10 protein-coding genes are annotated in these 15,271 nt (G+C 68.0%); 5 read left to right on the top strand and 5 right to left on the bottom strand.

Annotated elements, in window-relative coordinates; translation table 11 throughout:
- Positions 1-13 precede the first annotated feature (13 nt).
- Entirely contained in the window at positions 14-1,129 is a 1,116-nt protein-coding gene (locus QZ588_RS07660; RefSeq protein ID WP_295541433.1) for an efflux RND transporter periplasmic adaptor subunit, read from the bottom strand.
- Positions 1,130-1,209: 80 nt separating this feature from the next.
- The gene (locus QZ588_RS07655) at positions 1,210-1,614 is read right to left on the bottom strand and encodes a S24 family peptidase (protein ID WP_295541431.1); all 405 of its coding nucleotides are present in this window, start codon (positions 1,612-1,614) and stop codon (positions 1,210-1,212) included.
- Positions 1,615-1,874: 260 nt separating this feature from the next.
- On the opposite strand from QZ588_RS07655, the gene QZ588_RS07650 reads away from it, so the two are divergent.
- Positions 1,875-3,674: an ABC transporter ATP-binding protein/permease gene (locus QZ588_RS07650; protein WP_295541440.1), complete on the top strand. Its 1,800-nt coding sequence runs from the start codon at positions 1,875-1,877 to the stop codon at positions 3,672-3,674.
- Positions 3,667-5,112 (top strand): mechanosensitive ion channel family protein, encoded by a 1,446-nt coding sequence (locus tag QZ588_RS07645; RefSeq protein ID WP_295541428.1) that lies wholly within the window; start codon positions 3,667-3,669, stop codon positions 5,110-5,112. The genes QZ588_RS07650 and QZ588_RS07645 overlap by 8 nt, the downstream gene beginning before the upstream one ends.
- A 1,573-nt stretch (positions 5,113-6,685) precedes the next feature.
- Here QZ588_RS07645 and QZ588_RS07640 read toward each other — a convergent pair.
- The 3 genes from QZ588_RS07640 to QZ588_RS07630 form a co-directional block, all read right to left on the bottom strand.
- On the bottom strand, positions 6,686-7,414 hold the full coding sequence (locus tag QZ588_RS07640; protein ID WP_295541427.1) for an SIMPL domain-containing protein: 729 nt from the start codon (positions 7,412-7,414) through the stop codon (positions 6,686-6,688).
- A gap of 68 nt (positions 7,415-7,482) precedes the next feature.
- Positions 7,483-9,150 (bottom strand): DNA repair protein RecN, encoded by a 1,668-nt coding sequence (gene recN, locus QZ588_RS07635; RefSeq protein ID WP_295541425.1) that lies wholly within the window; start codon positions 9,148-9,150, stop codon positions 7,483-7,485.
- 70 nt (positions 9,151-9,220) lie between these two features.
- The gene (locus tag QZ588_RS07630) at positions 9,221-10,114 is read right to left on the bottom strand and encodes an NAD(+) kinase (RefSeq protein ID WP_295541423.1); all 894 of its coding nucleotides are present in this window, start codon (positions 10,112-10,114) and stop codon (positions 9,221-9,223) included.
- 585 nt (positions 10,115-10,699) lie between these two features.
- Between QZ588_RS07630 and hrcA the strand changes: the two genes are divergently transcribed.
- From hrcA to dnaK, 3 genes are all read left to right on the top strand, one after another.
- On the top strand, positions 10,700-11,785 hold the full coding sequence (gene hrcA, locus QZ588_RS07625) for a heat-inducible transcriptional repressor HrcA (protein ID WP_295541421.1): 1,086 nt from the start codon (positions 10,700-10,702) through the stop codon (positions 11,783-11,785).
- A 248-nt stretch (positions 11,786-12,033) separates the two neighbouring features.
- Positions 12,034-12,756 (top strand): nucleotide exchange factor GrpE, encoded by a 723-nt coding sequence (gene grpE, locus QZ588_RS07620; RefSeq protein ID WP_295541419.1) that lies wholly within the window; start codon positions 12,034-12,036, stop codon positions 12,754-12,756.
- A gap of 320 nt (positions 12,757-13,076) precedes the next feature.
- Positions 13,077-15,026: a molecular chaperone DnaK gene (gene dnaK / locus QZ588_RS07615; RefSeq protein ID WP_295541417.1), complete on the top strand. Its 1,950-nt coding sequence runs from the start codon at positions 13,077-13,079 to the stop codon at positions 15,024-15,026.
- The last annotated feature ends 245 nt before the right edge of the window (positions 15,027-15,271 follow it).

The raw sequence follows: 15,271 nt of genomic DNA, 5'->3' as shown, positions 1-15,271 counted from the left end.
CTACAGCAAGGCATCAAGCATCAGTTGACATCTCCACGCGCGCGGAGGTGGCATCCGGTGTTGCCATCGCCTGGCCCGGGTCGTCGTCCACGCGGGTGAGCGGCTTGCCCTCGGCAATGCCGAGGAAGCCGCGGGTGACCACCCGCGCACCCGCCTCCAGGCCGTCGAGGATGTCCACCTGATCGGCGATGCGCATGCCGGTGCGTACCGGGCGGCGGGCCGCCTCGCCGGCGGCGTCCATCACCCAGACGAATTGCCCATCGCGGTCCTGGCGCAGGGCCCGGAAGGGCACCAGGAGCCGGGCGACGGCGGCGGTGGCCAGCTGTGCGCGCACGAACTGGCCGGCGCGGGCGCCCTCGGGGATCGCCTCGAAGCGGATCTCTACCTTCGCCTGACGGTTGGCTTCCGACAGGGTGGGGTGGATGCGCAGAATCTCCCCGTCGAACAGCCGGCCGCCGAGGGCATCGATACGAATGCGCGCCGGATCGCCTACGCTGATGTAGGGCAGCACCAGCTCAGAGACGTAGACCTCCGCCACCAGCGACGCCGGATCGGCCAGGGTGAGCAGCTGGGTGTTCTTGGTGACGAAGTCGCCGGGCTCGGCCAGACGCTCGGTGATGATGCCGCCGAAGGGGGCGGTGATGCGGGTGTCTGCGAGCCTGATCTCCAGCAGCTTCAGGTCGGCCTCCGCCAGCGCGAGCGCCGTGCGCGCCTGGGCGAGGTCATCCTGGGAGGCGGCGTTGCGCTTGGCCAGGTCTTCGAAGCGCTTCAGGTCGAGGCGCTCCTGCGCCAGCGTCGCCCGCGCCTTGTCGAGTTCGGCGCGCAGCACGTCGTCCTCCAGGCGCACCAGCAGCTGATCGCGCGCGACCTGATCGCCCTCGAACACGTCGAGCGCTTTGATGCGCCCTTCCTCTTCGGCGTAGAGCCGCACCAGCCGCCGCAGGCGCAGGGTGCCGGGGCGCTCGTGCTGGGTGGAGACGGGCGCGCGCTCGGTCACCACGGTGGTCACCAGGTGGCCGGGGCGCTCCCGAGGCGGTGCGTCGGCGGTGCTGTCGTCGCTCTGCTGCGCTTGCTGACAGCCCATGAGCAGCACGGCGATGACAGCCATTGCAGGCAGGGCGGTCAGCATGCCGGCAGAGCGATAGCGGCGCGGCGGCCGACCAGCGGCCGTGGTGGGCGGGCGTCGGATGTTGACCCGGTTGCAGCGTTTCACGAGGCGGTGATATCCACGGCCCGGGCACCGCTTTGGGGCTGATTGCTCAGGCCGTCTGCGTACGCGTAGGTCTTGATCCTGCGCCGGATGTTGCGCTGGATGATGACGCCCAGCACCTTCCAGTCGAGGCCGTTCAGGTCGATGGCCGGGAAGGTCTCGTTCAGCGCCACCAGCCGCTCGCGGCCCTGGCCGTCGCGCAGGTACTGGCGGAACCAGCGCACCCCTTCGACCTCTGCGAAGACATACATGCCGCTGCGACAGACCTCGGTGGGCTCGATGATGACGATGCACTTGTCCGGGAATTCGGGCTCCATGTCTGGCCCCAGCACCTGCAGCGCAAAGGGCTCCTGCAGCGCGCAGCCGCTGCCGTCCGGCATGGGTTCGTTGGGATCGCGTGCCATGGTCTGTGCTCCGTGGTCGACAACTTGGCGAAGTTGGGTTGCCCGGCACCGCTCTCAATCGTGGTGTCTGAACCGAGCAATGGCCCTGCGCCTGAGGACGCAGGGGTCTGGGGGCAAGACTGGGGACAAGGCTGGGGGCAAGACGGGCGGCGTCGAAATCACGGCCTCGACAGGCGCCCGCTCGACACGCGCCCCCCAAAACTCGTTACTCTGGTGGCCCAGCCCGCCGTTTGAGCCAGCCGTTCGCGCCAGCCATCGCCATGGTCAATCGTATCCACGCCACCGAAACCATCCACAACGACCGCCGCGACTGGCACAACCTGCGCGGCATGCTGCCCTTCCTGTGGGAGTTCCGCGGGCGGGCGGCGTTGGCGCTCGGCTGCCTGGTGCTGGCCAAATTCGCCAACGTCGGCGTGCCCATCGTGCTGAAGGACATCGTGGACGCCTTCGAGGACGCGCAGGCGCAGATGCTGGTGCTGCCGGTGTCGTTGCTGCTGGCCTATGGCGTGCTGAAGCTCGCGGGCTCGCTGTTCAACGAGCTGCGGGACGTGATCTTCGCGCGGGTCCGCTATCGCGCCATGCGCCGGCTCTCCACCCGGGTGCTGGAGCATTTGCACAAGCTCTCGCTGCGCTATCACCTGGAGCGCCAGAGCGGCGCCGTGAGCCGCGACCTGGAGCGGGGCACGCGCTCGGTGTCCACCATCATGAACTATCTGGTGTTCAGCGTGATTCCGGTGCTGGTGGAGTTCACGCTGGTGGCCGTCGTGCTGCTGAGCAAGTATGCCATCGTCTTCACGCTGGCGACCTTCGGCACGGTGGCCGTCTACGTCGCCTTCACCTTCGCCATCACCGAGTGGCGCATGGACTATCGCCGGCGCATGAACGTGCTCGACAGCCAGGCCAATACCCAGGCCTTCGACAGCCTGCTCAACTACGAGACGGTGAAGTACTTCGGCAACGAGCGCATGGAGCTGGATCGCTACGACGGCACCCTGAGCGAGTGGGAGGCGTATGCCGTCAAGAGTCAAAGCTCCATGTCGCTGCTGAACTTCGGCCAGGGCAGCATCATCGCCCTCGGCGTCACCGTGATCATGTTCTTCGCGGCCAACGGCGTGGTGACCGGCAGCATGACCATCGGCGATCTGGTGCTGGTGAACGCGTTCATGCTCCAGCTCTTCATTCCGCTCGGGTTCCTGGGCATCGTCTACCGCCAGCTCAAGTACGCGCTGGCGGACATGGATCTGGTGTTCAAGCTGCTGGAGCGCGAGCCCGAGATCGAAGACGAGCCCGGCGCCCCGGCGCTCAAGCTCAGCCGTGGTGGGGTGCGCTTCGAGCATGTGGACTTCCACTACACGCCCGAGCGGGCGATCCTGCGCGATGTGGACTTCCCGCTGGAGCCCGGCGAGAAGGTCGCCGTCGTCGGCCACAGCGGCGCCGGCAAATCCACCCTGGCCCGGCTCCTGTTCCGCTCCTACGACGTCAGCGGCGGTCGTATCCTCATCGACGGCCAGGACATCCGCGGCGTCACCCAGGAGAGCCTGCGCGCGGCCATCGGCATCGTCCCCCAGGACACGGTGCTGTTCAACGACAGCATCCGCTACAACCTCGCCTACGGGTGTCCGCAGGCACCTTTCGAGGAGTTGGAGCAGGCCGCCGAGCTCGCCCACATCCGCACGTTCATCGAGGCGCTGCCCGAGGGTTGGGACACCATCGTCGGCGAGCGCGGCCTCAAGCTCTCCGGCGGCGAGAAGCAGCGTATCGCCATCGCCCGGGCCATTCTCAAGCGCCCGCGCATCATGGTGTTCGACGAAGCCACGTCTTCGCTGGACAGCCAGACCGAGCAGGCCATCCAGCAAACCCTGGCCGAGGTGGCGGCGCACCACACCACGCTGGCCATCGCCCACCGCCTGTCCACCATCGTCGACGCCGACCGCATCCTGGTGATGGATGCCGGGCGCATCATCGAGCACGGCAGCCACAGCCGGCTGCTCGCCGAGGGCGGTGTCTATGCCGCCATGTGGGAACTGCAGCGGCGCGAGCGCGAAGAGGCCGGTGCCTGAGGGGCCGAAGCGGGACAGGGTCAGTCGCAAGCTACTCTGGCTGCTCGGGGTGGTGCTGCTGCCGCCGCTGCTGCTGGCCGGGGATGCGTTGACGGCACGCTTGGCGCAGGCGACGGCGGATGGCCTCGCCCGTTATGCGGCCTGGGCGACCACCGTGCTGTTCTCCGCGGCCGTTGCCTTGCTCATCGACCGCGGGCTGCGCCTGTTCCTCTGGGAGGACGCCTATATCCGCCTCACGGGCAGCGCCGCCCCCGGCGTGATCCAAGGCGCCGCCTCCACGGTGATCTACAGCATCACACTGCTGGTGGTGCTGAGCGATATCCTGCAGCTGGACACCGGCGCGGTGTTGATCTCCACGGGGCTGGTGGCCGGTTTGCTCGGCGTTGCCATGCAGAACACCATCGGTGATTTCTTCTCCGGCGTGGCCATCGGTATCGACCAGCCCTACCGCGTTGGCGATTGGGTGGAGCTCGATGACGGCACCCTCGGTGAGGTGGTGGACATCACCTGGCGCTCCACACGCATCCGCTCCTGGCATGCCAGTCTCTATGTGGTGCCCAACAAGAAGGCCGCCACCGCCACGGTCCACAACTATCAGCGCCCCACCAAGATCTACGCCTACTGGTTCGAGCTGGCGGTGAGCTGCGAGATCTCACCGTTGCTGGTGCGCGAGCTGCTGCTGAAGGCGGCGCTCGGTTGCCGCCGGGTCTTGCAGAACCCGGCGCCGCTGGTTTATCTGTGCGATCCGGGCCGGCCGTGCCGGTACATGGTGTTCGTGCACTTTCCGGATTATCTCTGGCGGCATGCGGCACTCGACGAATTGTTCCTGGCCATCCATGCGCGCCTCCAGGACGCCGGCATCACGCCGGCGGCGGTGACGTATCAGATCGATGCCCGTCGCGGCGATGCACCGGTGGCCTCACTGCCGAGCGTGCCGGAGGTATTGCGCAACGTCGCTGTCTTCACGCCGCTGTCGGACGACGAGATCGCGGCGCTGGCCGACGGACTCGTGCCGCAGGAGATCGGTGCGGGGGAGGGCATTGTCGAGCAGGGTGAGGCGGGCGACTCCATGTTCGTCATCGCCACCGGTATCGTGGTCCTGAGCCGGCGCATCGAGGGCGAGATGAAAGAAATCGAGCGTCTGGGCACCGGGCAGTGCTTCGGCGAGCGCTCCATGCTCACCGGCGAGACGCGTTACTCCACCGCCAGAGCAGCCAGCAACGTCCGCCTCATCGAGATTCCGAAGGCCGGGTTCGCCCCCATCCTCGCCGCCAATGCACCACTGCAGGCACGCCTCGCGGAGATCGCTGCGGCGCGCCGCGCCCACAGTGAGGCCCTCGCCCGGGCGCTTTCGGCGTCCCCCCGCCACGGTGTGCTCAGCGCCGAGGCGGCGTGGCTGAAGCAGCTCATCGGCAATTTCTTCGCGCAGCGGCAGTAGCAGGCTGCGGTTGCCGGTGGCCAGGGCGGCGTCCACCGGCGAGACAGCGGCATCGGCGCGCGGGCGCCGCAGCGGCCCGAAGACGGCATCCAGGGTGGCGAAGTCCCGGGTGAGCCAGGAGGTTAGGTTGACCGCGCCCGTGCGTGCCAGCACCGCGCAGCCGTCATCGGGCAGCAGCAGCGCCACGGGTGCAACGCCGGCGGCGGTGGGCACCCGCGGACGGAAGGCCAGCGCATGCATCGGCGTCGCCCAGTCGTCGATCACCTGCATCCAGGGCCATTGCAGGCCATAGGGGATTTCGGGTCCGAAGGCGATGCAGTGCGCATCCGTGGCGGCGATCACCGTTTGCAGGTTGCGTGTCGCCGTCCACCAGGCCGCAGACTTGGCCAGTATCAGCACCAGCATGGCCGCCAGCAGCCAGCGCATGGGCCCCGTCGGTAAGGTCGCTGAGCTATCCGCGCCCGGCGTGGTGGTGTCGGGGCTGGTGAGTCGGATGCAGGCGAACGCCAGGGCCATCAGGCCGAGCTGCGCAACGAAGACCAGCGCCGCCTTGAGCTTGATGCCGTCGCCGAGCAGAAACTCCACCGCGGTGGCGAGGGCGGCGGCCAGCGCCAGCAGGCAGCAGGTGGTGAAGAGCGTCGTGGCAACCGCCGCCGCCGCCCCCTGCGCGCGGCGCCACAGCACCCAGGCGCCCAGCACTGCCGCCAGCACCACCGTGGCCAACAGCAGATGCTGGCCCCAGGTCTCCGTGAGCAGGTACCAGGCCATGCCGCCCGGCGTCAGATTGCCGCGCTCGTAGGCGTTGGCACCAACGATGGTCCAGAGCAGACGCAGGGCGGCGAATAAGGCCAGCCAGAGGCCGAGACGGCGCCAGGGACCGCGTTGCATCGGCACCTGCCAGGCGATGATGCCGGCGCCGGCGGCGAGCGCGGCGGCGGGGACGAAGGCCATTGGATGCAGCCCCAGCAACAGCGGCCCCGCCGCCAGGGCATACCAGCGTACCCAGGTGCGCTGCGGCGCCAGCGCCATGGCCAGGGCCAGCGGCCAGGTGAGATAGAGGCTGCTCAGCAGTTCCGAGACGGCGGAGAAATTGATCAGATTGGCCAGCGCACCCAGCAGCGGGAACACCAGCAGCGCCGGCTGCCGGCGGCGCACGATCAGCCAGCAGGCCAGGAGCGACAGCCAGGGCAGGGCCTGATAGCCGATGGCGAAGGCATGGCGCACCGCCACGGCGTCCAGGCCCCAACGGACCGCAATCCAGGCGGGCAGCTGCGGCAGCACCGCCGTGACGCGCAGGTTCGGCAGCAGCAGATCACCATCGACGGCGAGCTTGAGATAGTAATAAGCGCCGTCAGCGAACAGCGGCAGCCCCACCAGCGCGGCCACGAGATAGGCCGCACCGACGAGCCACAGCCCGCTGCCCAAGGTCTGCCGCAGATGCCGGTGTGTGACGTGTGCGCTGGCCATGGTGGCTATCACGAGGCTCCGGGGGCACCGGCGCTGGTCGCCGCCGGCCAAGGCGGCGGCTCGCGTGCCGTCGTCAGGCGGCGGGGGCCCTGCTGGCGGGAAGCGCTCAGTCCGACAGGTAGTACTCCACCGTGGAGACCACACGCACTTTCTTGATATAGGGCGTATTGCTGTCGCGATCGGCGATGCTGAACAGGCCCTGGCTCGCGCGGCGGATCTTACCGAGGCGGCTGTCGGAGTCGGCGGCGAACTTGTCGGCGACCTCGCGGGCGTTGCGGGTGGCGGCTTCGATCATCGCCGGCTTGAGGTCGTTGAGCCCGGTGAATAGAAACTGTGCGGTGCCGCCGGCACTGATAATGGTGATTCCCCGTTGGCCCAGGCTCGCCAGGCGGGTCATGGCGTCGCGCACCCGCTCGATGTCACGGGTATAGACGGTGATGGTGGCGGTGGCCGTGTAGCGGAAGGGTAGCTGTGCGGCATTGGCGTAACCCTGCGCTTGGCGGTCGATGATCGACGGCGGTGCCGTGCTGATGGCGTCCGCCGTGAAGCCCTGCTCCGCAAGGAAATCCAGCACCAGCGTGGTCTGGCGCTGCACGCTGTCGTATAGGGCGGCGACGTCGTTGTCGACCTCGGTGAAGGTGATTGGCCAGATGGCGATATCCGCCGGCACCTCGCGCTCGGCGAGGCCCTTGACGGTGACGCTGCGCTCGAGCCCCTTGACCGCAAGCGCGCCCTGGGTAGCCCAGTAGCCGAGCCCGATGAGACCGGCGCAGACAAACGCGCCCAGGATGAGCGCGGGAACGGCGCCGGCGGCGATGCCGCGAGATGGGTTCATAGTGGTACGACCTCAGTGTCAGCGCGCTGCGAATGCGCAGATTGACGATGAATGATGCCTGCGGTGCACTAGCCCGCCGCGCGCAGCAGCTCTGCCGCGTGGGCCAGGGTGGTATCGGTGATCGCCGTGCCACCGAGCATGCGCGCGATCTCGTCCACGCGGGCGTCATCGGCGAGCGGGGCGATGTCGGTGTAGGTCTGGCCGTCGATGGCCTGCTTGCGCACCCGCAGCTGCTGGTGGGCCTGGGCGGCCACCTGCGGTAAGTGAGTGACGCAGAGTGTCTGGCGGGCCTCCCCCAGGCGGCGCAGCAGGCGGCCGACGATCGCGGCGACGCCGCCGCCGATGCCTACATCCACCTCGTCGAACACCAGTGTCGGGATGCCGCCGAGGGCGGCGGTCGCCACCTGAATGGCGAGGCTGATGCGCGAGAGCTCGCCACCTGATGCGACCTTGGCCAGCGGCTGCAGGGGCTGGCCTGGGTTGGCGCTCACCTGGAAGGCGACGGCGTCGAGCCCATGGGCGCCAACCTGATCGTGGTCGCTCGTCGTCACCGCCACCGCGAATTGTCCGCCGGCCATGCCGAGCTCCTGCATGAAGCTGTCGACCGCGGCGCCGAGGCGCTCGCCGGCGCTGCGCCGGGCCGCGCTCAGCACCGTGGCGGCGTCGAGCAGTTCGCGCCGTGCCGCATCCCGGTCCGCTTGCAGCGCGCCCAGGTCTTTGTCGTCCTGTTCCAGGGACGCAAGCTCCGCCTGGCGCGCGGCGAGGGTGTCGCCCAGCGCCGCCGGCTGGATGCGGTATTTGCGTGCGAGGTCGTGGATATGACCGAGGCGTAATTCCACCGCCGTAAGCCGCTCGGGATCCATATCGAGGTGGTCCAGATACTGGCGCAGGTTCGCCGCCGCCTCCTCCACCTGCACGGTGGCGCTGTCGATGAGCTCGCGCGTCTCTTGCAGGCGGGTGTCGATGTCGGCGAGATCCGCGAGTGCCGAGCCGGCGCGTCCGAGCTGATCGCGCAGGGCGGCTTCGCCCTCGTAGAGCTGCTCCACCAGCGCCGCGGCCGTGCCCTGGAGGTGACCGAGGTTGGCGAGACGGTGCTGCTCCGCATCCAGTGCCTCCAGCTCGCCATCGGCGAGGCCCAGCTCCGACAGCTCCTGCACCTGGAAGCGCAGCAGGTCCATGCGCTCGCTGCGCTGCGCGCGGGCGGCCTCGAGCGCGGCGAGGCGGTCGTCGAGCGCGCGCCAGCGCCGGTAGCGCTCGGCCACCGCGGCGGCCTGCGCGCCGTGGCCGCCATAGGCATCGAGCAAGCTGCGCTGGGCCGCGGGGCGCAGCAGGGATTGGTGCGCATGCTGACCGTGGATATCCACCAGCAGGTCGCCCAGGGCGCGCAGCTGGGCGCCGCTCGCCGAGCGGCCATTGATGAAGGCGCGCGCACGGCCGGCGCGCACCAGCACCCGACGGATGACGCACTCGTCGCCGTCGTCCAGCGCCTGCGCGGCGAGCCAGTCCCGGGCCTGCGGGCAGCGCGCCAGATCGAAGGCCGCGCTCACCTCGGCGCGCTCGCAGCCGCTGCGGATCATGTCGGCGTCTGCCTTCTCACCCAGGGCGAGTCCGAGGGCGTCGATGAGGATGGACTTACCGGCACCCGTCTCGCCGGTGAGTGCGGTCATGCCGCCGGTGAGCGTCAGCTCCAAGTGGCTGACGATGACGAGGTCGCGAATGGCGATGGAGGTGAGCATGGGCCCTGGGGTCTGCGTAGCGGCGCTGCGGTTGCCGGTGACCTGGCGCGTTGTTGCCCGCGTCGCGGCGTCAGCGCGCACCATCCGCCCGGTGCTCACTGGCCCAGCCGAGCTTGGCGCGCAGGATGCTGAAATGATCGTAACCGCGCGGATGCAGGAGCCGCAGTCGGTGCCGGCTGCGGCGAATGTGGATGGCATAGCCTTCCGCCAGGGGCAAATTGATCTGCCCGTCGCAGGTGAGGCGTACCTGCTCGTGCGCGTAGTCGCGGATACGCAGCTCGATGCTGCTGTCACCGCCGATGACCAACGGCCGGTTGCTGAGGGTATGCGGGCAGATGGGCACCAACAGGAGGGCGTCCAAACCCGGATGGACCAGCGGGCCGCCGCCGGAGAGGGCGTAGGCGGTGGAGCCGGTGGGGGTGGAGACGATGACCCCGTCCGAGCGCTGGGCATTGACGAAGACGCCATCGACCCAGGTTTCGAGCTCGATCATGCGCACACTGTTCCATTTGTGCACGACGATGTCATTGACGGCGCGGCCCTCGGTGCCATCCGTGCTCACCTCGAGCATGGCGCGGGCATCGGCACGATACTCGCCGGCCAGGATCTGATCCAGGCGTTCTTCGAGATGATCCGGCGAGATATCCACCAGAAAGCCGAGGCGTCCGAGGTTGATGCCGAGCAGCGGCACATCCGCCGGCGCCAGCTCGCGCGCGGCGTGCAGCAGGGTGCCGTCGCCGCCGACGACGATGATCAGATCGCAGGCGGCGCCGAGCGCGGGGATGCCCAGCACAGCACCCGCCTCGCCGCCAACGGCGTCCTCGGCTGCCGCCGCCGCCTGCGGGTCGAAACGCACCGTCAGGCCGCGCCAGCACAGATGCGCCGCCAGTCGGGCGATGGTGGCGGCCAGCTGCGCGTCCTGGTGTTGCTTGCCGACAATGCCAACGACTCGGAATTGGTTCATGTCTCGATCACTGGGTGGCCGCGCGCTACGGCATCGACGGGGCGCCCCGGCGCCCCCATGCCCGGCGCAGGTGCCCGGCGCTGGCAACCGACGCCGCAGCCGACGGTAGCACGCGCCCGCGCACGCGCCAAATCAAGACCTGCCCGCCGCCGATGCGGGCGCGATGCGTGCCCAGGCGTGTCTGAACCCGGCCGTTCATGGTTGGTGCAGCGCTTGCACGCGGTTGACAGCCGGCGGCCTGCGCCCTAGATTGGCGGTGTTAGCACTCTGATATACGGAGTGCTAAGACTGCGCCGCGGCTGCCATCTGCCAAACGCCGATGCCGGCGGGCCGCCGGGATGTGTGGATGCGGTGCGAGGTCGTGCCAAGGTCCGGCGGGCACGATCGTGCGGGTGGCGCTGCACGACCGGCGGTATCCGCAGGTGGCTGCGAACTGGTCCGCAGGCGGCCGCAGCCCAAGCTCCGCGCGCAGCGCGCACGGCGCGGTGGACATCAGCGATTCAACCGCGGCCTCGCTTTCGCTACCCGCATCCCGGACGCGGCGACGCCCCGGCGTCGGGCGTGACAACACAACAGACCACTCCAATGCCCAACAGCAGTCAATCGCGTACCGGTGATACCAAGATCTCGCTCCCCGGCGGTGGCCAGATCAGCGAGCGCGCGCTGCATTTCCTGAAGGCCCTGGTCGAGCGCCACATCCGCGACGGGCAACCGGTCGGCTCGCGCACTTTGGCCCGCGACGCCGGCTTGGATTTGAGCCCGGCCACCGTGCGCAACGTCATGTCCGACCTCGAGGAGCTGGGGCTGGTGGCCTCGCCGCATACCTCGGCCGGACGCGTGCCCACGGTCTCAGGCTATCGGCTCTTCGTCGACAGTCTGCTCACCGTCTCGCCCATCGACGATGCCTTCATGAACAGGATGCGCTCGGGCTTCGAGCCGGGCGGGGAGTCCAAGGTGCTCATCGAATCGGCCTCGCGCCTGCTTTCGGGCGTGACGCATCTGGCAGGTCTGGTGATGGTGCCGCGGCACGAGCGCGAAGTCTTCCACCAGATCGAATTCCTCAAGCTCTCCGGCACCCGCGTGCTGGCCATCCTGGTCACCGCCGACGGTGAGGTGCACAACCGCATTATCCACACCGAGCAGGAATGCTCGGCGTCCCATCTCCAGCAGGCAGCGAACTACCTGACCGAGGTGTTCTCGGGTCTCGACATGCGCGAGGTGCGCCGGCGGCTGCTCGAAGACCTCAAGACAACACATCAACGCATGGATGCCCTGATGATGCGGGCTATGGAAATGGCGCAGCGGGTGGTGGAAGGCGCCGAGCACGAAGACGACGTGCTCATCGCCGGCCAGACCAATCTGCTGGAATTCCAGGAGCTGGCGAGCATGGAGCGCTTGAAGTCGCTGTTTCAGGCCTTCACCGAAAAGCGCCAGATCCTCGATCTGCTCGATCGCTGCATCGAGGCGGATGGCGTGCAGATTTTCATCGGCCAGGAATCGGGCTTCGAGCTGCTCGACGATTGCAGTCTGGTGACCACCACCTATCGCGTCGAGGATCAGATCCTGGGCGTGCTCGGGGTCATCGGCCCAACGCGCATGGACTACCAACGCGTCATCCCGGTGGTGGACGTCACCGCCAAGCTGCTGGCCGCAGCGCTCAGGAGGCCTTGACGCGGCGGCACCGTCCCTCGGGTCAGGGTGTGCCGTGGCCACCCTGCGCAGACGCAGCGCAGGTCCGGTCGCGCTGACGCCATGCCCGAGACGAGTCTCGGGTGCGCGGCAGGCGCCGGCGCGCTGGAGGTCAATGCATCGGACGCAATGTCCGCCGCCGACACTCGCGCGTGCACGGACATTCATATTTTGGCATTCACACATTTGGAGAGGCAGGCCCACGCGAGGCAGTCCCTGGAGAAGACACCATGAATCCGGAGCGAGATCGCCAACACGACAACGAGACCGACACCGCGGCGGCACGGCCTGAGCAGGCGCACGAAGCAGTCGCGCCCCAGCAGCCGGCGCCAGCTGACGCCAGCGACGCTGCGGCGGCACAGCCCGCGAGCGAGCAAGCAGGCATCGACGCGTCACCGCCGACCGCTGAGTCAGTGTCTGCGCCGGCCGCCGAGTCGGTCCCCGGTGCAGCCGCTGAGACAACCGCCGGTCTGGCCGCAGATCCGGCGCAGCTCAACATGCTGCTGGAAGATGCCCGCGCGAAGGCGGATCAGGCACACGACCAGCTGCTGCGCACCCGCGCCGAAATGGAGAATATGAGCCGCCGGCAGGCGAAGGAACTGGAGAACGCCCATAAGTTTGCGCTGGAGGGCTTCATCAAAGAGCTGCTGCAGGTGCGCGACAGTCTGGAGCTTGGCCACGCCGCCGCCCAGGCGCCGGATGCCGATGTCGCCAAGCTGCGTGAGGGCACCGAGCTGACGCTCAAGCTCTTGAGCGACACCATGAGCAAATTCGGCGTCGAGCGCGTTGATCCGGAAGGTGAGCCCTTCAACCCGGATTATCACCAGGCCATGTCGATGCAGCCGCGCCCGGATCTGCCGGCGAACACCGTCACCAACGTCATCCAGAGTGGATACACGCTGAACGGACGCCTCGTGCGTCCGGCGTTGGTGATGGTCTCATCGCAGGCCTGAGGCGGGTGGCGCGCAGTGCTCATGCCGCAGCCGGCGGATCAGTGGCCGGTGCTGGGTCCGGTGCTGGGCCCGGTGCTGGAATCGGTGCTGGATCCGGCGCCTGTGAGGGCTGGTCGGCCACCCGGGCTTGGCGCTGACCCGCTGCACCGCCGCCACAGCTGACCTGGCGCAGGTCGCTTGCAAGGCTTACTCCGCGGGGGCATGCAGTAGGCTTGAGAATTTCAAGGTTTTGCCCAACCTCCCTCGCAGTTTCGGCCTCTGACGGCGCGTGCCGGGGGGCACAACACAGCTTCAATCAGGTTCAAATTAGGAGAGACACCATGGGGAAAATCATCGGCATCGATCTTGGCACCACCAACTCCTGCGTCGCCGTGATGGAAGGCGACAAGCCGAAGGTGATCGAGAACGCCGAGGGTGATCGCACGACACCCAGTATCGTCGCCTTCAGCAATGACGGCGAGGTGCTGGTTGGCCAGTCCGCCAAGCGTCAGGCGGTGACCAACCCGACCAATACGCTGTTCGCCATCAAGCGCCTCATCGGCCGCCGCTACGAGGACCACATCGTCTCCAAAGACAAGGAGATGGTGCCCTACAACATTGTCAAGGCCGACAACGGCGATGCCTGGGTGGAGGTGAACGGTAAGAAAATGGCCCCGCCGGAGGTCTCGGCGAAGGTCCTGCAGAAGATGAAGAAAACCGCCGAGGACTACCTGGGCGAAACCGTCTCCGAGGCCGTCATCACCGTGCCGGCCTACTTCAACGACTCCCAGCGCCAGGCCACCAAAGACGCCGGGCGCATTGCGGGCCTCGAGGTCAAGCGCATCATCAACGAGCCCACCGCGGCGGCGCTCGCCTACGGCATGGACAAGCGGCGCGGGGATCAGAAGATCGCCGTCTACGATCTGGGCGGTGGCACCTTCGATATCTCCATCATCGAGATCGCCGAGATCGAGGGCGAGCACCAGTTCGAGGTACTGTCCACCAACGGCGATACCTTCCTGGGTGGCGAGGACTTCGACCTGCGCATCATCGACCACCTGGTGGAGGTGTTCCAGAAAGAGCAGGGCTTCGATCTGCGCAACGACCCGCTGGCCCTGCAGCGCCTGAAGGAGGCCGCCGAGAAGGCCAAGATCGAGCTCTCCGCCAGCCAGCAGACCGACATCAACCTGCCCTACATCACGGCCGACCAGACCGGCCCGAAGCACCTGAACGTGAAGCTCACCCGGGCCAAGCTCGAGTCTCTGGTCGAAGACCTCGTCGATCGCACCATCGCGCCCTGCCGCACGGCACTGAAGGACGCGGGCGTCGGCGCCGGTGAGATCAACGAGGTCATTCTCGTCGGCGGCCAGACGCGTATGCCCAAGGTGCAGGAGAAGGTCCAGGAGTTCTTCGGCAAGGCCCCGCGCAAGGACGTCAACCCCGATGAGGCGGTGGCCGTGGGTGCCGCCATCCAGGGTGGTGTGCTCGGGGGCGGCGTCAAGGACGTGCTGCTGCTGGACGTGACCCCCCTGTCGCTCGGCATCGAGACCCTCGGCGGTATCATGACCAAGCTCATCGACAAGAACACCACCATCCCCACGAGCGCGAGCCAAGTGTTCTCCACCGCCGATGACAACCAGACCGCGGTGACGGTGCACGTGCTCCAGGGCGAGCGCGAACGGGCCATGGACAATAAGTCCCTGGGCCGCTTCGATCTCGCCGATATTCCGCCGGCACCGCGCGGCGTACCGCAGATCGAAGTCAAGTTCGACATCGACGCCAACGGCATCCTCAACGTCTCCGCCAAGGACAAGGCCACCGGCAAGGAGCAGTCCATCGTCATCAAGGCCAGCTCCGGCCTGTCGGACGACGAGATCGAGCGCATGGTCAAGGACGCCGAGGCCCACGCCGAAGAGGACAAGAAGTTCCACGCGCTGGTGGCCGCCCGCAACCAGGCGGACAGCATGATCCACGCCACGCGCAAGTCCCTGGAGCAGCTCGGCGAAGACAAGCTGGAGCCCGGCGAGAAGGACAAGATCGAGACCGCCATCAAGGCGCTCGAAGAGGCCATGCAGGGCGAGGACCAGGAGCGCATCGAGTCGCTGACCAAGGAGCTCGGTGATGCCTCCGCCAAGATGGCCGAGCGCCTCTATGCCCAAAGCCAGGGCGGACCCGAGGCTGGTGCCGGACCATCCGGCGGCGCCACGGGCGCTGCCGGCGGCGAGCATAGTGGCGCCGCCGACGACGTCGTGGACGCCGAGTTCGAAGAGGTGAAGGACGAGAAGAAATAAGCGGGCGCCCATCGCGTCGGCATCACGGGAGGCGCGTGTGCCCTCGGGCGCACGCGTCATTATCTGTCTGCCCTCGCGGCCGTCTGCAGCGAGGTGGCGGTCGCCTGAGTCCGCAAGGCCCGACGACGAGCAGCGTCGTCGCACCCCATTCGGCACGGTTCGGGCCTTAGCCGCCCATCGGATGCGCGCCGACGCCAACGCGGCAGCACGACCCCCGAGTCTCCGATCGCCCCGAGTCCCCGCTC

The organism is uncultured Thiohalocapsa sp., from assembly GCF_913062725.1.
In the GTDB taxonomy this organism is placed as follows: Bacteria; Pseudomonadota; Gammaproteobacteria; order Chromatiales; family Chromatiaceae; genus Thiohalocapsa.
This window is presented reverse-complemented; position numbering and strand designations above follow the sequence as displayed.